Origin of the sequence: Pseudomonas sp. JH-2 (genome assembly GCF_036231725.1) — a bacterium.
Classification (GTDB): domain Bacteria; phylum Pseudomonadota; class Gammaproteobacteria; order Pseudomonadales; family Pseudomonadaceae; genus Pseudomonas; species Pseudomonas delhiensis.
The window spans coordinates 12,480-32,544 of sequence record NZ_JAZAQP010000041.1 but is presented as its reverse complement, the minus strand read 5'-3'; the positions used below and the strand labels follow the sequence as shown (position 1 = coordinate 32,544).

16 protein-coding genes are annotated in these 20,065 nt (G+C 68.3%); 3 read left to right on the top strand and 13 right to left on the bottom strand.

Going from position 1 to position 20,065, the window contains the following annotated elements:
* Positions 1-29: 29 nt before the first annotated feature.
* From capA to leuS, 5 genes are all read right to left on the bottom strand, one after another.
* On the bottom strand, positions 30-2,111 hold the full coding sequence (capA, locus tag VV867_RS23405) for a caprolactamase subunit alpha (protein ID WP_328567677.1): 2,082 nt from the start codon (positions 2,109-2,111) through the stop codon (positions 30-32).
* A 10-nt stretch (positions 2,112-2,121) separates the two neighbouring features.
* Positions 2,122-3,858 carry a caprolactamase subunit beta gene (gene capB, locus VV867_RS23400; protein ID WP_328567676.1) on the bottom strand — a complete coding sequence of 579 codons (1,737 nt, stop codon included), beginning with the start codon at positions 3,856-3,858 and terminating at the stop codon, positions 2,122-2,124.
* An 838-nt stretch (positions 3,859-4,696) separates the two neighbouring features.
* Positions 4,697-5,734, bottom strand: a complete 1,038-nt coding sequence (gene holA, locus VV867_RS23395; RefSeq protein ID WP_275627725.1) for a DNA polymerase III subunit delta — start codon at positions 5,732-5,734, stop codon at positions 4,697-4,699.
* Between the two features lie 38 nt (positions 5,735-5,772).
* Positions 5,773-6,387, bottom strand: a complete 615-nt coding sequence (locus VV867_RS23390; RefSeq protein WP_109933670.1) for an LPS-assembly lipoprotein LptE — start codon at positions 6,385-6,387, stop codon at positions 5,773-5,775.
* A 62-nt stretch (positions 6,388-6,449) separates the two neighbouring features.
* Positions 6,450-9,071, bottom strand: a complete 2,622-nt coding sequence (gene leuS / locus VV867_RS23385; protein WP_328567675.1) for a leucine--tRNA ligase — start codon at positions 9,069-9,071, stop codon at positions 6,450-6,452.
* Between the two features lie 237 nt (positions 9,072-9,308).
* Between leuS and VV867_RS23380 the strand changes: the two genes are divergently transcribed.
* Positions 9,309-9,737 carry a hypothetical protein gene (locus tag VV867_RS23380; protein ID WP_089391229.1) on the top strand — a complete coding sequence of 143 codons (429 nt, stop codon included), beginning with the start codon at positions 9,309-9,311 and terminating at the stop codon, positions 9,735-9,737.
* Positions 9,738-9,787: 50 nt separating this feature from the next.
* On the top strand, positions 9,788-10,549 hold the full coding sequence (locus VV867_RS23375; RefSeq protein WP_328567674.1) for a YdcF family protein: 762 nt from the start codon (positions 9,788-9,790) through the stop codon (positions 10,547-10,549).
* Between the two features lie 244 nt (positions 10,550-10,793).
* Here VV867_RS23375 and lnt read toward each other — a convergent pair whose 3' ends face one another.
* The 5 genes from lnt to miaB all read right to left on the bottom strand — a co-directional run bounded on the left by lnt (position 10,794) and on the right by miaB (position 16,480).
* Complete coding sequence (gene lnt, locus VV867_RS23370) at positions 10,794-12,326, bottom strand: apolipoprotein N-acyltransferase (protein WP_275627723.1); 1,533 nt, start codon at positions 12,324-12,326, stop codon at positions 10,794-10,796.
* Between the two features lie 393 nt (positions 12,327-12,719).
* The gene (locus tag VV867_RS23365; protein ID WP_109933666.1) at positions 12,720-13,559 is read right to left on the bottom strand and encodes an HlyC/CorC family transporter; all 840 of its coding nucleotides are present in this window, start codon (positions 13,557-13,559) and stop codon (positions 12,720-12,722) included.
* 21 nt (positions 13,560-13,580) lie between these two features.
* Positions 13,581-14,042, bottom strand: coding sequence for an rRNA maturation RNase YbeY (gene ybeY / locus VV867_RS23360; RefSeq protein ID WP_275627722.1), 462 nt, complete (start codon positions 14,040-14,042; stop codon positions 13,581-13,583).
* Positions 14,035-15,051 (bottom strand): PhoH family protein, encoded by a 1,017-nt coding sequence (locus VV867_RS23355; RefSeq protein WP_275627721.1) that lies wholly within the window; start codon positions 15,049-15,051, stop codon positions 14,035-14,037. Before VV867_RS23355 ends, ybeY begins: the two co-directional genes overlap by 8 nt.
* An 88-nt stretch (positions 15,052-15,139) precedes the next feature.
* The gene (gene miaB, locus VV867_RS23350) at positions 15,140-16,480 is read right to left on the bottom strand and encodes a tRNA (N6-isopentenyl adenosine(37)-C2)-methylthiotransferase MiaB (RefSeq protein ID WP_328567673.1); all 1,341 of its coding nucleotides are present in this window, start codon (positions 16,478-16,480) and stop codon (positions 15,140-15,142) included.
* Between the two features lie 131 nt (positions 16,481-16,611).
* Here miaB and VV867_RS23345 point away from each other — a divergent pair, with 131 nt between their 5' ends.
* Positions 16,612-16,944, top strand: a complete 333-nt coding sequence (locus VV867_RS23345) for a DUF1820 family protein (RefSeq protein ID WP_074981912.1) — start codon at positions 16,612-16,614, stop codon at positions 16,942-16,944.
* A 388-nt stretch (positions 16,945-17,332) separates the two neighbouring features.
* Here VV867_RS23345 and VV867_RS23340 read toward each other — a convergent pair whose 3' ends face one another.
* From VV867_RS23340 to thiE, 3 genes are all read right to left on the bottom strand, one after another.
* Positions 17,333-17,878: a tetratricopeptide repeat protein gene (locus VV867_RS23340; protein ID WP_109933662.1), complete on the bottom strand. Its 546-nt coding sequence runs from the start codon at positions 17,876-17,878 to the stop codon at positions 17,333-17,335.
* A 215-nt stretch (positions 17,879-18,093) separates the two neighbouring features.
* Positions 18,094-19,377, bottom strand: a complete 1,284-nt coding sequence (gene hemL / locus VV867_RS23335) for a glutamate-1-semialdehyde 2,1-aminomutase (RefSeq protein ID WP_328567672.1) — start codon at positions 19,375-19,377, stop codon at positions 18,094-18,096.
* A 61-nt stretch (positions 19,378-19,438) separates the two neighbouring features.
* The gene (gene thiE, locus VV867_RS23330; protein WP_328567671.1) at positions 19,439-20,062 is read right to left on the bottom strand and encodes a thiamine phosphate synthase; all 624 of its coding nucleotides are present in this window, start codon (positions 20,060-20,062) and stop codon (positions 19,439-19,441) included.
* Positions 20,063-20,065 lie beyond the last annotated feature (3 nt).

The window sequence follows — 20,065 nt, the reverse complement described above, 5'->3', positions numbered from 1 at the left end:
ACCTCCGCGGGAGGTCCGGCATTCCGGGCTCAGCGCTGGCGGCTCAGGCGGTAGCAGCCGGATTCGTGCAGTTCCACCACCCAGCCGGGGCGGATGAGGATGTTGGTGGTGGCTTCCTCGACCACCGCCGGGCCGTGCAGGCGGTCGCCGGCCAGCAGCAGCTCGCCCTGGTACACCGGGGTGTCGGTCCAGATGCCGTCCTCGCCGAAGAGCATCGGCCGGCTGCCGGCCAGGGCCCGTTGGGCGTGGCCGTCGCTGGCCGGCAGGCTGGGGAAGGGCGGGCGCGAGACGCGGCCGATCACCTGGCTTTCCAGGTTGACGATCTCCACCGGGTTGTCCGCCTCGGCGTAGGTGTAGAGCGCCTCGTGGCGGCGGTGGAAGGCCTCGACTATGGCCGGCAGTGTCCGCGCGTCGACCGGCATGTCGCCGATCTCCACGGTGCATTCGTGGATCTGCCCGACGTAGCGCATCTCCAGGCTGCGCACCACGGCGATGTCCGCGTCGGCGAAGCCGTCGCCGCGCAGGGTGGCGCGGCCCTGCTGTTCCAGCTCGGCGAAGGCCGCCTCCAGGCCGGCCAGGTCGGCGTCCTCGCGGGCCAGGATGGGGTAGGTGGCCAGGTAGTTGTGCTTCACGTCGGAGAGGATCTGCCCCAGCGCGCACAGGCCCGAGGCGACCTTGGGAATCAGCACGGTGTCGATGCCCATGTCCTCGGCCAGCGCGGTCATGTGCACGCCCGCCGCGCCGCCGGCGCCGATCAGGGCGAAGTCCCGCGGGTCGTAGCCGCGCTCGATGGACACGCGGCGGATGCCGTTGACCATGTTGGCGTTGACGATGGCGTGGATGCCCCAGGCCGCCTTGTCCACGTCCATGCCCAGGGGCTCGGCGATCTTCGCGCGGATCGCCGCCAGCGCCGCCTCGCGGTCCAGGCTGATGCGCCCGCCCAGGCGCGCCTCGGGGTTGAGGTAGCCCAGCGCCAGGTTGGCGTCGGTCACCGTCGGCAGCTCGCCGCCCTGGCCGTAGGCCACCGGGCCGGGGCTGGAACCGGCGCTCTGCGGGCCCACCTCGAGCATGCCGTAGGGGTTGATGTGGGCGATGGAGCCGCCGCCGGCGCCGAGGGTCTCGACCTGGATCATCGGCACGCCGATGCGCTGGCGCAGGAAGTCGGCGTCGCGGCTGAGGTTGGTCTTGCCTTCGCGGGTCAGGGTGATGTCGAAGGAGGTGCCGCCCATGTCCACGGTGATGACGTTGCGGATGCCGAACGGCTGGGCCACGAACAGCCCGGCCTGGGGCGCCGAGGCCGGGCCGGAGTTGATCGCGTTCACCGCGCGGCCGCGCATGTGCTCGCCGGTGGCCAGGCCGCCGTTGGACTGGAAGTAGCGCACCGGGCGCTGGGCGCCGAGCTGGCGGAAGTAGTCGTCGATCTTCGCCACGTAGCGCGCCATCACCGGGCTCAGGTAGGCGTTGACCAGGGTGGTGGAGGTGCGGGTGTATTCGCGGATCTGCGGGAACACCTCGGTGCCGCTGCAGACGAACACCCCCGGCAGCATCTCGCGCAGGATGGCCACGGCGCGCTGCTCGTGGGCCGGGTTGCGCACCGACCAGAGGAAGGACACGGCGACCGCCTCCACGCCCTGTTCGGCGAACAGCCTGGCGGCGTCGCGCACGTCGCTCTCGTTCAGTGGCGTGTGCTCGCGGCCGTCGGCGAGGATGCGCCCGCGCACCGGACGGCGCAGGAAGCGCTGGGCCAGCTGCGGCGCCGGCGGGTAGTCGGGGTCGTAGCGGTAGCCTTCTTCCTTGTGGCCCAGGCGGATCTCGATGCTGTCCTCGTGGCCGGCGGTGGCCAGCAGGCCGACCTTGACGCCCTTGAGCTCGATCAGCGCGTTCAGCGCCACCGTGGTGCCGTTGATGCAGAGGTCGCAGTTGGCGACTACCTCTTCCACCGGGCGGCCCAGCGCCTGGCTGATCTGGCGCAGGCCGTCGGCGATGGCCAGGGTGCCGTCCTGCGGGGTGGAAAGTGCCTTGAACAGGTGCACGCGGCCTTCGCGTTCGGCTAGGATGAAATCGGTGAAAGTGCCGCCGGCGTCGACGCCGAGGCGGTATTGGCTGTGCATGTCGGGTTCCTCAGGCGGTTTGGCGGCGTTGGGCGGTGGCTTTCTGGTCGACCTCGCCGGCGCTGGTAAGCACCACGCCGTAGTCGAGTTCGGCACCGCGCGGCGAGACCAGGCCGTCGCGCACGTCGCGCGCCACGGCCTCGGGCAGGCGGCGGAAGGCCGGGCCGTAGCCGCCGCCCCCGGGGGTGCGGTTGACCAGGCGTTCGCCGGGCTTGAGCACGGTCATGACGTTGCGCGTGTGCTTCTCGTGCTCGCCAGTGCGGACGATCTCCACGCCGCCCAGCTTGGGCTCGTCCAGGCCGTTGGCCGCGCCGGCGGCGCCCATGGTGGTACGCTGGCGGCCTTCGCCGAAGGAGATCACGGTCATCTCGTGGTCCAGCGGCTCCACTTCCAGGCAGGTGCCCGAGCCGCCGCGCAGCTGGCCGGCGCCGGCGCTGTCGGCCATCAGCGCGTAGCGGTGGATGAGGATCGGGTAGCTGTACTCCAGCAGCTCGATGTCCCCGGAGTAGAGTGCGCCGAAGCAGCACAGCGGGCCGCAGGCGTGCCAGCCGTCCAGCTCCGAGGTGGCGCCGGCGCCGGAGATGATCGAGGCCAGCACCATGGTCACGTATTCCTCGCCGGTGCGCGGGTCGACGCCGGCGATGTTCACCCCGCTGGTGTGCCCCCAGGAGGCGGTGACGCGTTCTGGCGCGGCCTGCTCGAAGGCCTGGCGCACGGCGTCGGTGAGGGTCTCCATGGGGGTGGTGGTGCAGTTGACGTGGGGCGCCGGCTCCTCGGCGTTGCACAGGGTGCCCTTGGGCCCCAGGTCCACGGTCACGCAGCGGTACAGCCCGGCGTTATAGGGCGGCGGCACCTGGGCGAACATCATCAGCCCCAGGTAGATGCCGGACATCGAGTTGCCGGCGTAGGAGTTGATGAAGTAGGGCACCTGCGGTGGGCTCTGCACGGTGATGTGGCAGCTGTCGTCCCTGATGGTGACGGTGGCGCTGATGGCCAGCTCGCCCAGGCCGTGGCCGGAATCCTCCAGCACCGCGTGGCCGGTGTAGCTGCCGTCGGGCACCGAGCGGATCAGCTCGCGCATCTGCCGGTCGGCCATGTCCTTCAGTTCGGCGATGCACTCGCGCACCGTGGCCACGCCGTACTTGTCGAGCAGGGCGATGAGGTTGCGCTCGCCGACGCGGCAGGCGCCGTACTGGGCGTTGAGGTCGCCCTCCTGGTTGCGCCGGGCGCGCATGTTGGTGAGCAGCAGGTTGATCACGTCCTCGCGGCGGCGGCCTTTTTCCCACAGCTTCACCGGCGGGATGCGCAGGCCCTCGGCATAGATTTCCTTGGCGTCGGGGTTGTAGCCGGCCGGCACCGGGCCGCCGATGTCGGTGAGGTGGCCCTTGCACACGGTCCAGAACACCAGCTCGCCCTGGTAGAACACCGGCTTGTACATGCAGCAGTCGATGATGTGGCTGCCGGCGTAGGTGGGGTCGTTGTGGTAGATCACGTCGCCTTCGGCGATGTCGTCGCCGAAGTAGCCGGACACGGCCTTCATCGCCGGGATCAGCGAGCCCAGGTGGATGGGGATGTCCTGGCCCTGCAGGATCATTTCCGAATGGTGGTCGAAGAGTGCGTTGGAGTAGTCGTGGGCGAGGTTGAAGACGCTGGAACGGCTGGTTTTTTCCAGCGTCAGGGTCATCTCGCGCTGGGTCATCTCCAGCGCGCCACGCACCACGGCCAAGGTGATCGGATCGGCCGGCATCGCTTTGTTCTCCTTATCGGCGGGTCGATGGGGCGACGATAGGGAGCTGCCGGCCGGGCGTATTGCGCGGCAGCGCAGTGGTTCTTGTCGTGCAGCGCACAGGTGCCGAACGGGGCTTTCCGGCATCAACCTGCAGGAGCGCCATGTAGGAGCGAGCTTGCTCGCGAACGGTGTTTGCCGGTGGCGGTTGCGTTTTGGGTTGACGCCTTTCCCTCTCCCCAGCCCTCTCCCTGAAGGGAGAGGGGGCAGTCCGGCGTGGCCGTTAGGTCCGGCATCAACCTGTAGGAGCGGGCGCTGCCCGCGAATCGCGCGCAGGGCGCGCTCCTATAGGGAAGCGCCATGTAGGAGCGAGCTTGCTCGCGAATGGTGTTTGCCGGTGGCGGCTGTGTTTTGGATCGACTCCGCACCCTCTCCCCAGCCCTCTCCCGCAAGCGGGAGAGGGGGCTGTCCGGCATGCGCGGGAGGTTCGGCCTCAACCTGTAGGAGCGGGCCCTGCCCGCGAATCGCGCGCAGGGCGCGCTCCTACAGGGGAGCGCTGGGTAGGAGCGAGCTTGCTCGCGAACGGTGCCTGCCGGCGGCGGCTGTGCTTTGGATCGACTCTGCACCCTCTCCCCAGCCCTCTCCCGCAAGCGGGAGAGGGGGGCCGTCCGGCGTGGCGGGGAGGTTCGGCATCAACCTGTAGGAGCGGGCCCTGCCCGCGATTCGCGCGCAGGGCGCGCTCCTACAGGGGACTGCCGAGGCTGGCATGGTGTAGGAGCGGATCTTATCCGCGAAACGCGCCGATACGTCCGGCTATCGCGGACAAGGTCCGCTCCTACGGGGGAGACGGCAGGGGAGATCAGCCCGGCGGCAACGGCAGGCGTTGGCCGGCCAGCAGCAGTGCCAGGCGTGCCAGGCCGTTCCAGGCGTCGCCCTGGGCCTGGCCCTTGATCTGCGCGTCGATCAGTTGGGCGTCCTGCAGCAGCTGGTTCCAGCGCGAACCGCTGTGCCGTTGCAGGGCGCGGGTGAGCAGCGGGCGGCGCTTGTCCCACACCGGCGGGCGGCACTGGGCGAAGGCCTTGTCCAGGGGCACGCCCTGGCCGAACTGCTGGGCGATGCCGGCCAGCTGGCGGATCTCCCGGGCCAGCGCCCAGAGGATCACCGGCGGCTCCACGCCCTCGCCGCGCAGGCCTTCGAGCATGCGCAGGCTGTGCGCGGCTTCGCCGGCCAGGGCGGCGTCGATCAGGCCGAAGACGTCGAAGCGCGCGCTGTCGGCTACCGCCGCCTGCACGGTGGCGGCGTCGAGCTGGTTGCCGTCGGCCAGCAGCTTGAGCTTCTCGATCTCCTGCGCGGCGGCCAGCAGGTTGCCTTCCACCCGCGCGGCGATCAGGTCCACCGCGTCCTGGCTGGCGGCCAGCCCGGCCTGGGACAGGCGCTGGCGGATCCACTGCGGCAGTTGGTGCACGTCCACCGGCCAGATCTGGATGAACTGCGCGGCCTCGCCGTCGATCAGCGCCTTGGCCCACTTGGTCTTCTGGGTGGCGCCGTCGAGCTTGGGCAGGGTGACCAGCAGCACCGTGTCTTCCGGCGGCCGCTGCAGGTATTCCTGCAGCGCCGCGGCGCCCTTGTCGCCGGGCTTGCCCGAGGGCAGGCGCAGTTCCAGCAGGCGCCTCTCGGCGAACAGCGAGAGGCTGGCGCCGGCCTCCAGCAGCAGGCCCCAGTCGAAGTTGGCCTCGGCGTTGAACACCTGGCGCTCGCTGAAGTCGCGCTGGCGGCAGGCGGCGCGGATGGCGTCGCAGGCTTCCTGGCAGAGCAGCGGCTCATCGCCGCTGACCACGTAGACGGGGGCCAGGTTGCCCTGCAGGTGCTTGGCGAGTTGGGCGGGATTGAGCTTCATGAAAGTACGGGGCCGGCATGGCCGGCCCCCTGGTCCTCTTACTGCGCCTTCGGCAGTTCGATCGGCGACTGCTGCGGCTGCTGCCTGGCCGCCTCGTCCGCGGCCTTGAGCGCGTCGGCTTCGGCCTTGGCCTTGGCTTCGGCCTGCTGCTGCAGGTATTCCAGGCGAGCCGGGGTGAGCATCTGCAGGCGCAGGGAGAGCTGCTGCACCAGGTCGCGGCGCATTTCCTTGCGCAGCTGGGCGGCTTCCTGGTCGGAGCCGATCAGGTTGTTCTCGTCGTGCAGGTAGACCTTCTGCACTTCGACCTTGTCGGTCATCAGCAGCAGGTTGTCGGCGCCGCGCACCTCGTAGTCGACCGTGGTGGTCAGCTCGTACTCGGCGCTGCGCGCCGAGCTGCTGTAGCTGGCGGTGCGCTGGGTCTCGGCCTCGCGGGCGAGGAACAGGTGGTAGGGCGCGCTCCTGGTCACTTTCACGCCGCTGTTCTCCAGCAGGCGCTGCAGGTCCTTGACGGTGTCGCCATAGGCGTTGCGCGCGCTCAGGTCGACTTCCTTCAGCGCGAAGTTCGTATCGCCCAGGCCGCGCAGGTGGAAACCGCAGGCGGCCAGCAGCGTGGTCAGGCCGATCAGCGCGATGCCGGTCAGGATACGTTTCATCAAGCTTCCCTCACTCCTGTTGATCCGGGTTGCCCGAGGCAAGGCGCCGCGGGCGAATGCCATCAGTTGGCGACGATGTTGACCAGCTTGCCGGGGACCACGATCACCTTGCGGATGGTCAGGCCGTCGGTGAAGCGCAGCACGTTCTCGTTGGCGCGGGCGGTGGCCTCGACGTCCTCGCGGCTGGCCTGCGCCGGCACTTCGATGTGCCCGCGCAGCTTGCCATTGACCTGCACCACCAGTTGCAGGGTGTCCTGCACCAGGGCGCTCTCGTCGACCTGCGGCCAGGGCGCGTCGATCACCGCGCCATTGTGGCCCAGTTCGTGCCAGAGCACGTGGCAGATGTGCGGGGTGATCGGCGCCAGCAGCAGGGCGACGGTCTCCAGGCCTTCCTGCAGCAGGGCGCGGTTGCCGGCGTCTTCCTGCGGGACCTTCTCCAGCACGTTCATCAGCGTCATCACCGCGGCGATGGCGGTGTTGAACTTGTGGTTCTGGCCGATATCCTGGCTGGCCTGCTTGATGGCCAGGTGGATGGCGCGGCGGATTTCCTTCTGCGCGTCGTTCAGGGTGTCCTGCGCCACCGCGGCGGCGAAGCCGGCGTTGACGTGGGCCTGGGCCAGGCGCCAGACGCGGCGCAGGAAGCGGCTCGCGCCCTCGACGCCGGAGTCGGACCACTCCAGGCTCATGTCCGGCGGCGAGGCGAACATCATGAACAGGCGGCAGGTGTCGGCGCCGTAGGCGTCGATCATGGCCTGCGGGTCCACGCCGTTGTTCTTCGACTTGGACATCTTCTCGGTGCCGCCGATCTCCACCGGCAGGCCGTCGGTCTTCAGGCGCGCGCCCACGACCTTGGCCTTGGCGTCACGCTCGACTTCCACGTCGGCCGGGTTGAACCAGTCCTTGCCGCCGTTGGCGGTGGTGCGGTAATAGGTCTCGGCGACCACCATGCCCTGGGTCAGCAGGTCCTTGAACGGCTCGTCGGAGTCGATCAGGCCTTCGTCGCGCATCAGCTTGTGGAAGAAGCGCGCGTACAGCAGGTGCAGGATGGCGTGCTCGATGCCGCCGATGTACTGGTCCACCGGCAGCCAGTAGTTGGCGGCCTTCTTGTCCAGCATGCCGTCCTCGAACTGCGGGCAGGCGTAGCGGGCGAAGTACCAGGACGACTCGACGAAGGTGTCCATGGTGTCGGTTTCGCGCTTGGCCGGCTGGCCGCATTTCGGGCAGCTGCACGCGTAGAACTCGGGCATCCTGGCCAGCGGCGAGCCGGCGCCATCCGGCACCACGTTCTCCGGCAGCACCACCGGCAACTGCTCGGCCGGCACCGGCACGTCGCCGCAGGCGTCGCAGTGGATGATCGGGATCGGGCAGCCCCAGTAGCGCTGGCGGCTGATGCCCCAGTCGCGCAGGCGGAACTGGGTGCGCGCCTGGCCCAGGCCCTTGGCGGCGAGGTCGGCGCCGATGGCGTCGAACGCGGCCTGGTAGCCGAGGCCGTCGTACTTGCCGGAGTTGACGGTGCGCACGCTGTCGTCCTTGGCGCCGTACCACTCCTGCCAGGTGCTGGCGTCGTAGCCGTCGTCGCCGGCGGCCAGGGTGATCACCTGCCGGATCGGCAGGTGGTACTTGTTGGCGAACTCGAAGTCGCGCTCGTCGTGGGCCGGCACGGCCATCACCGCGCCTTCGCCGTAGGTCATCAGCACGTAGTTGGCGATCCACACCGGCAGCTTCTCGCCGGTCAGCGGGTGCTCGACGAACAGGGAAGTGGCGACGCCCTTCTTCTCCTGGGTGGCGATGTCCGCCTCGGCGACGCCGCCGCGCTTGCACTCGTCGATGAACGCCTGCAGGGCCGGCTCGCGCTGGGCGGCCAGGGTGGCCAGCGGGTGCTCGGCGGCCACGGCGACGTAGGTGGCGCCCATCAGGGTGTCCGGACGGGTGGTGAAGACCTTCAGCTGGCCGGCCTCGCCGATGGAGGCCTGGTCATAGGGGAAGGCGATCTCCATGCCGCGGGACTTGCCGATCCAGTTGCGCTGCATGGTCTTGACCTGTTCCGGCCAGCCCGGCAGGTGGTCGAGGCTTTCCAGCAGCTCTTCGGCGTAGGCGGTGATCTTGAAGTAGTACATCGGGATCTCGCGCTTCTCGATCAGCGCGCCCGAGCGCCAGCCACGGCCGTCGATGACCTGCTCGTTGGCCAGCACGGTCTGGTCCACCGGGTCCCAGTTCACGGTGCCGTTCTTGCGGTAGATCACGCCCTTCTCGAACAGGCGGGTGAACAGCCACTGCTCCCAGCGGTAGTAGTCGGGCTTGCAGGTGGTGACCTCGCGCGACCAGTCGATGGCCAGGCCCAGGCTGTTCAGCTGGGCCTTCATGTAGGCGATGTTGTCGTAGGTCCAGGCGGCGGGGGCGACGTTGTTCTTCATCGCGGCGTTCTCCGCCGGCATGCCGAAGGCGTCCCAGCCCATCGGCTGCAGGACGTTGCGGCCCTGCATGCGCTGGTAGCGGCTGATCACGTCGCCGATGGTGTAGTTGCGCACGTGCCCCATGTGCAGCTTGCCGCTCGGATACGGGAACATCGACAGGCAGTAGAACTTCTCCTTGCCGGGGACTTCCTCGACACGGAAGGAGTTGTGTTCGTTCCAGTACTTCTGGGCCTGGGATTCGATCTCGAGAGGCTGGTATTGCTCGTGCATGGCGCGACTTGGACCTGTACGGAATAGACGGCGCGGCCGTGGGAGCGGAGCGGGCGCTCCCGTCTTGCCGGGGCACCGCGGCGGCCGGCCGGCAAGGGGCTGCATAAAGCCTCGTAGCATACATGAGCCCTCCCCGAGTCGGTAGCCCGCGCCGTTTGTCGCACGCTCGGTGGCCCGGGGGCCGGGACGCTAAGCTTGGCCTGAGGGCGGGAGGTTTCCGCCTGCTTGAGGTGACTGATGGCTGAGCTGCATCGTGCGAGTTTGTCGGGTCCCGGTCTTTATGAGCGGTTGCTGCATCGACTTGAACTGGCCCTGGACGAGGCCGAGACCGCGGAACGCCTGCGCGATGAGCATCCCGAGGAGTTGGAGCTGCGCGGCCTGAGCAGCGCCGAGATGCAGCTGATCCGCGCCTATCTCGACCAGGACGTGAACTGGCTGCGCGGCTGGCACGCCGCCGCCGAGGAGCTGGCGCTGATCGAACACGCCCCCGCCCGCTCCACGCGGGCGCGCCTGGGCGGCAGCGCCGGCAAGACGCGCCCGTCGCACCGCCACCTGCAGTTGCTCTGCGCGCTGTGCGGCACCCCGGTGGTCTACAACCGCCAGCATGGGGTGATGCCCTGCACCTCCTGCGGCTCGCAGTTGTTCCGCGGTTCCCGCGGGCGTTGAATCCGCGCGTTCATCCGCTAGGCTGTGGCGCTTCCTGAAAGGAGTCGCCGATGCCGCTGCGCTACCTCGTCAAGCAGATCCTGATGCCGCCGGGCATCCTGCTGATCCTCCTGTTGCTGGGCTTTTTCCTGCGCCGCCGCCGGCCGAGGCTGGCGGCGGCCTGCTTCGTCGCCGGTCTCGCCGGCTTCTGGCTGCTCAGCCTGCCGCTGACGGTGGAGTGGGGCGCGCGCCTGCTGGAGCGCCAGCCGGCCCTGGCCCGCGGCGAATGGGCGGGCCTGGCGCAGCGCGCCGAGGCCATCGTCATCCTCGGCGCGGGCCGCGAGCGCGGCGACCCGGCCTGGGGCGACGACCAGCCCGGTCTGATGGCCCGCGAGCGGCTGCGCTACGCCGCGCGCCTGGCCAAGGCCAGCGGCCTGCCGCTGCTGACCTCCGGCGGCCTGCACTACGGCACGCCACCCAGCGAGGCGCAGCTCATGGCCACCAGCCTGGCGGACGACTACGGGGTGAGCGTGCGCTGGCAGGAAGGGCGCAGCCGCACCACCTGGGAGAACGCCACCCTGAGCGCGGAAATCCTCCGCCAGGCGGGCGTGCGCCGGGTGGTGCTGGTCACCCAGGCGCAGCACATGCCCCGCGCGCTCTGGAGTTTCGAGGCCAACGGCCTGGAGGTGGTGCCGGCGCCGATGGGCTTCATCGGCGTGGACAACGCCCGGCCGTTCGGCGGCTGGCTGCCGGAGGCCAAGGCGTTCTGGCAGAGCAACCAGTTGCTCAACGAGGCGCTGGGCCTGCTGGGCTACCGCCTGTTCTACCGCTGAAGGGATGCATCGCGGACCTTGTCCGCGATTCGCGCGCAGGGCGCGCTCCTACAGGGGAATGGCGCGTGGCCGGCTATCGCGGATGAATCCGCTCCTACGGCCATGCTTCCTGGGAACGTAGGGCGGATAACCGTTCGCGGTTATCCGCCGCCTGACCTTGGCCACATTCCGCTCGGCGCCGAGCACGGAGCCGCCGTTGAACTCAACCTCGGCGTACAACCGCGAACGGTTGTACGCCCTACGCTCAGCCGAACATCCTGCGCTGCTCGGGGGCGGCCTGGCGGCGTAGCAGGGTCCAGATCGCCAGGATCACCGCCAGGGTGCCCAGCGGCCACAGGCGCCATTTCAGGTAGGGCGTCAGGCCCTGCATCGGAGTAGCCTCGCCGCGCAGCACGCCCTGCTGGAACTGCGGGATCTCGTGGGTGATGCGGCCCTGCGGGTCGATCAGCGCGGTGACGCCGTTGTTGGTGCCGCGGATCATCCAGCGCCCGGCTTCGAGGGCGCGCATCTGCGCCATCTGCAGGTGCTGCAGCGGGCCGATGGAGGTGCCGAACCAGGCGTCGTTGCTGATGGTCAGCAGCAGCTGGCTCTGGGCCGCGAGGCCCGCGGCGAATTCCGGGTAGACCACTTCGTAGCAGATGTACGGCGCGATGGCGTAGCCCTTGGCCTTGAGCAGCGCCTGGTCGGCCGGGCCGCGGGCGAAGTCGGACATGGGCAGGTCGAAGAAGCTGATCAGGCCGCGCAGCAGGTCCTGCAGCGGCACGTACTCGCCGAAGGGCACCAGTTTCTGCTTGAGGTAGTCGCCGCTGCCGTCGCCGACCACGGTGATGCCGTTGTAGTAGTGCACGCCGTCGGCGTCGCGCTGGCGCATGGGCACGCCGGTGATGAGCGCGGCGCGCTTCTGCTTCGCCATCTCGTCGAGCATGCCCAGGTAGCCGCCGGCCTGGTCCTTGAGCAGCGGCACGGCGGTTTCCGGCAGGACGATCAGGTCGACGTCGTGCTGCTCGGCGCTGAGGTCGCGGTACAGCTCCAGCTGCGCGGTGACGTGCTTGGGGTCCCACTTCATGTCCTGGGCGATGTTGCCCTGGATGGCGGCGACGGTCAGCGGCGCGCCGGCGGGGCTGGTCCAGGCGTGGCCCTTGAGGACGAGGCCGGCGATCCACGGGGCCAGCAGCAGCACCAGGCCGACGACCAGTTGCGTCGGGCGGAAGGTCAGCTGCGGCAGGTTGATCAGCAGTGCGGCGCACAGGGCGATGCTGAAGGAAATCAGCCACACGCCGCCGATCGGGGCCAGGCCGGCCAGGGGGCCCTGCAGCTGGCTGTAGCCGGTGTAGAGCCAGGGGAAGCCGGTGAGGAACCAACTGCGGAACACTTCCAGGCCCAGCCACAGCGCGGCGAAGGCCAGGGCGTCGCTGACCGGCGCGTTGTTGCGCCGCAGCATGCGCGCCCAGAGCCAGGCCGGCAGGCCGAAGAAGAACGCCACCCCGGCGCTGAAGCCGACCACCAGGAAACCGGCCAGGGCCGGCGAGGCGCCGCCGAAGTCATGGATGCTGTAGTAGATCCAGCCGGTGCCGGCGAGGAAGGCGCCGAAGCCGTACCACCAGCCGCGCCACAGCGCCGAGCCCGGGGTGACGCCGCGCAGCCCGAGGTAGAAGAGGGCGACGGACAGCAGCGCCAGCGGCCAGATGCCGTAGGGCGCCAGGGCCAGCGGGGTGATGGCGCCGGCGGCCAGGGCCAGCAGATGGCCCGGCCAGCCGGGACGGGTGATCCAGCGCATCGGTATTCCTTGGAAGCGGTTTGGCGATGCGCAAGAGTAATGGAGAGACGAACGGTAGGCTATGGGGCTGCGGCGAAAAGCCATGAGGCGTCTGCGACGCTGTGTTGCAGGATGTCGGAATGGGCTGTAGGAACAACTGTCTTGCGCCGAGGTGCTCTTCGTAGGATGGGTTGAGTTTGCGATACCCATGCTGCCGTGGTGATGGGTATCGCTTCGCTCAACGCCATCCTACGAAAAGCCGTGCTTCCTGGAACCGTAGGAGCGGACCTTGTCCGCGATAGCCGGATGTCCCGGCGCGATTCGCGGATAAGATCCGCTCCTACGCTGTCCCACCCACGCCATTCCCCGTAGGGTGGATAACCGTTCGCGGTTATCCGCCGTTGGCCCCCGGTTTCAGTCGCGCAGCGGCGTCAGGCGCAGCAGGTGCAGGCGGCGGCTGTCGGCGTTGAGCACGCGGAAGCGGAAGCCACCCAGTTCGGTGGTCTCGTTGCGCTTGGGCAGGTGGCCGAAGGCGCTCATCACCAGGCCGCCGACGGTGTCGAATTCCTCGTCGGAGAATTCCGCGCCGAAGAAGTCGTTGAAGGCTTCCACCGGGGTCAGCGCCTTGACGATGAAATCGCCGCTGGGCAGCGGCTTGATGTAGCTGTCTTCCTCGACGTCGTGCTCGTCCTCGATGTCGCCGACGATCTGCTCCAGCACGTCCTCGATGGTCACCAGGCCCGCCACGCCGCCGTACTCGTCGATGACGATGGCCATGTGGTTGTGGTTGGCGCGGAACTCGCGCAGCAGCACGTTCAGGCGCTTGGATTCGGGCACGAAGGTGGCCGGGCGCAGCAGGTCCTTGATGTTGAAGGCATGGCTGCCGTCGTGGAGGATCAGCGGCAGCAGGTCCTTGGCCAGCAGCACGCCCATCACGTCGTCGAGGCTCTCGCCCACCACCGGGTAGCGCGAGTGCGCCGCGTCGATGATCGCCGGGAGGAACTCGCGCGGGCTCTGGCTGGCCTTGATGCTGATCATCTGCGAGCGCGGCACCATGATGTCGCGCACCTGCAGGTCGGCGACCTGGATGGCGCCCTCGACGATGGACAGCGCCTCGCTGTCCAGCAGCTTGTTCTCGTGGGCGTCGCGCAGCAGCTCGAGGAGCTCCTGGCGGTTTCTCGGCTCATGGGCAAAAGCCTGGGTGATCTTGTCCAGCCAGGACTTATGCCCGTTGCTCGATCGGTCTTCGCTCATCTTTCCTTTGCTCGTTGGCTTTTATTCTTCATCCGCCGCGTACGGGTCCGGGTAGCCCAGTTCGGCCAGCAATTGCCGTTCCAGGGCTTCCATTTCCTCGGCCTCGGTGTCGTCGATATGGTCGTAGCCCAGCAGGTGCAGGCAGCCGTGGATCACCAGGTGGGCCCAGTGCGCCGGTGGCTCCTTGCCCTGTTCGGCGGCTTCGCGCTCGACCACCGGGACGCAGATCACCAGGTCGCCCAGCAGCGGGATATCCAGCAGTTCGTCGGGAACGTCGGCGGGGAAGGACAGCACGTTGGTGGCGTAGTCCTTGTGCCGCCAGGTGCGGTTCAGCTCGCGGCCCTCGTCCTCGTCGACCAGGCGGATGGTCAGTTCCGAGTCGGCCTGGCGCTGGCGCAGGGCCAGTTCGCACCACTGGCGCAGCTGGGCCTCGCTGGGCAGGCCGGGGGCTTGGCTTGCGACCTGCAGGTCGAGTTCAAGCATCTCCGGTTTCCCGCGGCGCGCGCTCGCCATCCAGGCGCACCGGCTGGTGGGCCTCGAAGCGCTCGTAGGCTTCGACGATGCGCTGCACCAGCGGGTGGCGCACCACGTCCTTGGGTTTGAAGTGGGTGAAGCTGATGCCGGGGACGTCGCGCAGCACTTCCATCACGTGCTTGAGGCCCGAGCGGGTGCCGCGCGGCAGGTCGACCTGGGTGACGTCGCCGGTGATCACCGCGGTGGAGCCGAAGCCGATGCGGGTGAGGAACATCTTCATCTGTTCCATCGTGGTGTTCTGGCTTTCGTCGAGGATGATGAAGCTGTTGTTCAGCGTGCGGCCGCGCATGTAGGCCAGCGGCGCGACCTCGATCACCTGGCGCTCGATGAGCTTGGCCACGGTCTCGAAGCCGAGCATCTCGTACAGGGCGTCGTAGAGCGGGCGCAGGTAGGGGTCGATCTTCTGCGACAGGTCGCCGGGCAGGAAGCCGAGCTTCTCGCCGGCCTCCACCGCCGGGCGCACCAGCAGGATGCGGCGGATCTGCTCGCGCTCCAGGGCGTCCACGGCGCAGGCCACGGCCAGGTAGGTCTTGCCGGTGCCGGCCGGACCGATGCCGAAGTTGATGTCGTGATCGAGGATGGCCTTGACGTAGCGCTGCTGGTTGGCGCCGCGCGGGCGGATGTGCGCCTTGCGCGTCTTCAGCGTGATGCTGGGCACGTCGCTGGCGCTGGCCAGGTCTTCCAGGCCGGATTCCTGGAGGAACAGGTGGACCATGTCCGGGGTCAGCTCGGTGCCGCTCTGCGCCTCGCGGTACAGGCGCTGCAGCAGGTGCTCGGCGGCCTGGGTGCGCGCGGCCTCGCCAACCAGTTCGAACTGGTTGCCGCGGTTGCGGATCTCGATGTCCAGGCGTTTCTCGATCTGGTGCAGGTGCTCGTCGAACTGCCCGCAGAGGTTGGCGAAGCTGCGTGCGTCGAAGGGTTCCAGGGTGAAGCGGTGAAGATCCAGGGGGGCGTTCAAGGTGCTGTCGGTATGACCATTGGGAAATAGGGATGTCCGAAGAATAACCCCGGCGGCCCGTGTGGGAAAGTCGGGCGCCGGGATGGCTTCAGTGACGGGTGGGCTCGATCAGGCGGCCACGCAGCGAGTTGGGCAGCGCTTCGTAGATTTCCACCTCGGCGAACTGGCCGATCAGGCGCGGGTTGTCGCAGGCGAAGTTGACCACGCGGTTGTTCGCCGTGCGGCCCTGCAGCTGGCCGGGGTCGCGCTTGGAGTAGTCGGTGACGAGGATGCGCTGGATGCTGCCGACCATGCGTCGGCTGATCTCGAAGCCCTGCTGCTGCAGGCGCGTGTTGAGAATCATCAGGCGCTGCTTCTTCACTTCGTCCGGGGTGTCGTCCGTAAGGTCCGACGCCGGGGTACCCGGGCGCTGGCTGTAGATGAAGACGAAGGAGTAGTCGAAACCGACTTCTTCCACCAGCTTCATGGTCTGCTCGAAGTCCTTGTCGGTCTCGCCGGGGAAACCGACGATGAAGTCCGAGCTGATGCAGATGTCCGGCACCGCGGCCTTGAGCTTGCGGATGCGCGACTTGTATTCCAGCGCGGTGTGGTTGCGCTTCATGGCGGCCAGCACGCGGTCCGAGCCGGACTGCACCGGCAGGTGGACGAACGGCACCAGCTGCGGCAGCTCGGCGTGGGCGGCGATCAGCGCGTCGCTGAACTCCAGCGGGTGCGAGGTGGTGTAGCGGATGCGCTCGATGCCGTCGACCTCGGCGACCACCCGCAGCAGCTCGGCGAAGTCGGCGATGCGCCCGTCATGGGTGGCGCCGCGGAAGCCGTTGACGTTCTGCCCCAGCAGGGTGACTTCCTTGACGCCGTTCTCGGCCAGGTGGATGACCTCGGCGAGCACGTCGTCGAACGGCCGGCTGACTTCCTCGCCACGGGTGTAGGGCACCACGCAGAAGCTGCAGTACTTGCTGCAGCCTTCCATCACCGAGACGAAGGCGGTGGGGCCGTCGACGCGTGGTTCGGGCAGGCGGTCGAACTTCTCGATCTCCGGGAAGGACACGTCCACCTGCGGTTTGCGGGTGGTGCGCGCGGCGTCGATCATTTCCGGCAGGCGGTGCAGGGTCTGCGGGCCGAAGACCACGTCGACGAACGGCGCGCGCTCGCGGATGGCGGCGCCTTCCTGGCTGGCCACGCAGCCGCCGACGCCGATCACCAGCTCCGGCTTCTGCTGTTTCAGGGCTCGCCAGGCGCCCAGTTCGGAGAACACCTTCTCCTGGGCCTTTTCGCGGATCGAGCAGGTATTGAGGAGGATCACGTCGGCATCTTCGGCCTTCTCGGTCAACTCCAGGGCATGCTCCTCGCCCAGCAGGTCGGCCATGCGCGAGCTGTCGTACTCGTTCATCTGGCAACCGTGGGTCTGAATGAAAAGCTTCTTGGCCATGCGCGCTTCGTCGGGGGAATCCAAAATGACCGGGCATTATAGTGGCGCGCAGGGCCCGTTCCTAGGGTTGCACGCCAGGCGGCTGTGCTATGCTTCGCGCCCCCTTTTCGCAGAGCTGTCATCCGCCGTTCATGAACAAGCGCGAGAACCCGATCTACAAAGTGGTCTTCCTCAACCAGGGCCAGGTGTTCGAGATGTACGCCAAGCAGATCTACCAGAGTGAACTGTGGGGCTTTCTGGAGATCGAGGAGTTCGTCTTCGGCGAGCGCACCCAGGTGGTCGTGGACCCCAGCGAAGAGAAGCTCAAGGCCCAGTTCGAGGGCGTGATCCGCAGCTTCGTGCCGCTGCACGCGATCATCCGCATCGACGAGGTGGAGCGCCTGGGCACGCCGAAGATCAGCGAGGCCAAGGGCGGCGGCAACGTCATGCCGTTCCCGATGCCGATGCCGGACAAGAGCAGCTGAAGGCTGCAGGCTTCAGGCAGCAGGTAAAAGCGAAGAGCCCGCTCGGTGGTTGCCCTTGTAGGAGCGAGCTTGCTCGCGAATGGAGTTTCCCTGTGGCATGGGGGCTCTGGATTGACTCCGCACCCTCTCCCCAGCCCTCTCCCTGAAGGGAGAGGGAGCAGTCCGTGCCTGCCGAGGGTTCAGGTTTCAGCCGGTAACTGCTGTGAAGTATCAGGATGACTCCGGCCTTCCAGGCCGCTCAGGACAGTCCCCTCTCCCTTCAGGGAGAGGGTTAGGGAGAGGGCGCTCTTGAAAGCTTCGCGAGCAAGCTCGCTCCTACGAAAGCCCCTACGCTCTTCGGCCTGTAGCCTGTAGCCTGTAGCCTGTAGCCTGTAGCCTGTAGCCGCCCTCAGGGCAACGGCGAAAACGGCGTATTGCCTGCGGTCTGCAGTTCGATCAGGTAGTTGCGGAAGATCTGCCCCAGCACCTTGCTGGCGATGTCCAGTTCGTCCTTGCTCATCTGCTCGGCGACCAGGTCGGCGCTGTCCATGGCGTCTTCGGCGCCGTTCACCGCGGCCATCTTCAGCACTATGTAGGCCTGGATGTTGTTGGCCTTGACCCCTTCGCCGCGGAAGAACATGGTCCCCAGGCGCCACTGGGCCTGGGCGTGGCCCTGCAGCGAGGCTTTTTCGTACCAGCGCAGCGCGGCCGGGAAGTCGCGCGGGGCGCGTTCGCCGGTGTAGTAGTACTCGCCCAGTTCGAACTGCGCCTCGGCGTCGCCGCCGTTGGCGATCTGCTGGCAGCTGGCCAGGGCCTGCTGCAGTTGCTCGGGAACCGTGTTCAGGGTGCAACGGCCGGTCGCCGGGACCAGCAGCGAGTTGCCTCCCGCCTGCGCGAACAGGGGCGAGATGAGCAACAGGCTGCCCAGCAGCAGGGCGCGACCAGAACGGTACATGGGGAGAAACGGCCTCCGGCAACGGGGCGGGCACGATGCCCGGCCGGCGAAAACGTGCCGGCCTGCACATTATGAAATAAGCCGACGCTTCCTTACAAAGTCTTTACGGTGTTTTTCGCGGTTTCCGTCCGAATGGCCAAGAAACTGGCGTAGGGCGTGCTTGCAAAACGTAACGACGGAAAATTGGCCGCGGCGAACGCCGCGGCCGGAGGGGCTCACTTGAGGGTGGCGAAGGCGCGCTCGGCGGCGTCCAGGGTCAGCTTCAGCTCGGTGTCGCCGTGGGCGATGGAGGTGAAGCCGGCCTCGTAGGCGCTGGGCGCCAGGTACACGCCGCCTTCCAGCATCAGGTGGAAGAAGCGCTTGAAGCGCTCGGCGTCGCTGGCCATCACGTCGGCGAAGGTGACGATGTCGTCGGCGCCGCTGAAGTACAGGCCGAACATCGCACCCGCCTGGGTGGTGACGAAGGGCACGCCGGCGGCATCGGCGCGTTCCTGCAGGCCTTGCAGCATGCGGCTGGTGTACGCGGTCAGCTCGTCGTGGAAGCCCGGGCGGCTGATCAGCTTCAGGGTGGTCAGGCCGGCGGCCATGGCCAGCGGGTTGCCCGACAGGGTGCCGGCCTGGTAGACCGGGCCCAGCGGGGAAATCTGCTGCATGATCTCGCGCTTGCCGCCGAAGGCGCCCACCGGCATGCCGCCGCCGATGATCTTGCCGAAGGTCGACAGGTCCGGGGTCACGCCGTACAGGGCCTGGGCGCTGCCGAGGGCGACGCGGAAGCCGGTCATCACCTCGTCGAAGATCAGCACCACACCGTGCTTGTCGCAGGCCTTGCGCAGGCCCTGGAGGAAGCCCGGGGCGGGCGGCACGCAGTTCATGTTGCCGGCCACCGGCTCGACGATGATGCAGGCGACCTTCTGGCCGTATTCGTCCAGGGCCTTCTCCACCGCCTCCAGGTCGTTGAACGGCAGGGTCAGGGTGTGCTTGGCGAAGTCCGCCGGCACGCCCGGGGAGTTCGGCACGCCGAAGGTCAGGGCGCCGGAGCCGGCTTTCACCAGCAGGCTGTCGGAGTGGCCGTGGTAGCAGCCCTCGAACTTGATGATGTCGTCGCGGCCGGTGTAGCCGCGGGCCAGGCGGATGGCGCTCATGGTCGCCTCGGTGCCGGAGCTGACCATGCGCACCATGTCCATGGACGGCACCAGCGAGCAGACCAGATCGGCCATTTCCACTTCCAGCGCGGTCGGCGCGCCGTAGGACAGGCCGTGCTCCAGCTGGCGGCGCACCGCGTCGAGCACTTCCGGGTGGGCGTGGCCGAGGATCATCGGGCCCCAGGAACCGACGTAGTCGACGTAGCGCTTGTCGTCTTCGTCCACCACGTAGGCGCCTTCCGCGTGCTTGAAGAACAGCGGCGTGCCGCCGACGCTCTTGAAGGCGCGCACCGGCGAGTTGACGCCGCCGGGGATGTGCTTCTGGGCGTTGGCGAAGAGGAGTTCGGAACGGGACATGGCGACCTCTCGTTGGGATCCGTGAAAGCGGGGCGGCGCGCAGCGGCGCCGCGGGAAAAGGTTAGAACAGCGCGGCGAAGGCGCGGGCGCGGCGCTCCACCTCGGCCGGGGTGTCGGCGGCGAAGAGCGCGTTGATCACCGCCAGCAGGTCGGCGCCGCGGCCGATCAGGTCGGGGGCGTTTTCCAGGGTCACGCCGCCGATGGCCACCAGCGGCACGTTGGCGAAGCGCGCGCGGGCCTGCTCCAGCAGCTCGGGGCTGGCTTCGGAGGCGCCGGGCTTGGTCAGCGACTGGAAGAAGCGGCCGAAGGCCACGTAGTCGGCGCCCTCGGCGACGGCCAGCTCGGCCAGCTGCAGGCTGCCGTGGCAGGTGGCGCCGATGATCGCCTGGCGGCCCAGCAGGGCGCGGGCGGCGGCCAGGGAGCCGTCGGTCTGGCCCAGGTGCACGCTCACGCCCAGGCGCGCGGCCAGCTCGGCGTCGTCGTTGACGATCAGGGTGGCGCCGTGGCGCTCGCACAGCTCGCGCAGGGCCTCGGCCTCGCGCAGGCGGCGCGACTCGTCGCTGGACTTGTCGCGGTACTGCAGCAGGCGCGCGCCACCGCGCAGCGCGGCCTCGACGTAGGGCAGCAGGCGGCCGTCGGCGAGCAGCTTGCTATCGGTGATGGCGTAGAGTCCGCGGAGTTTCATGGG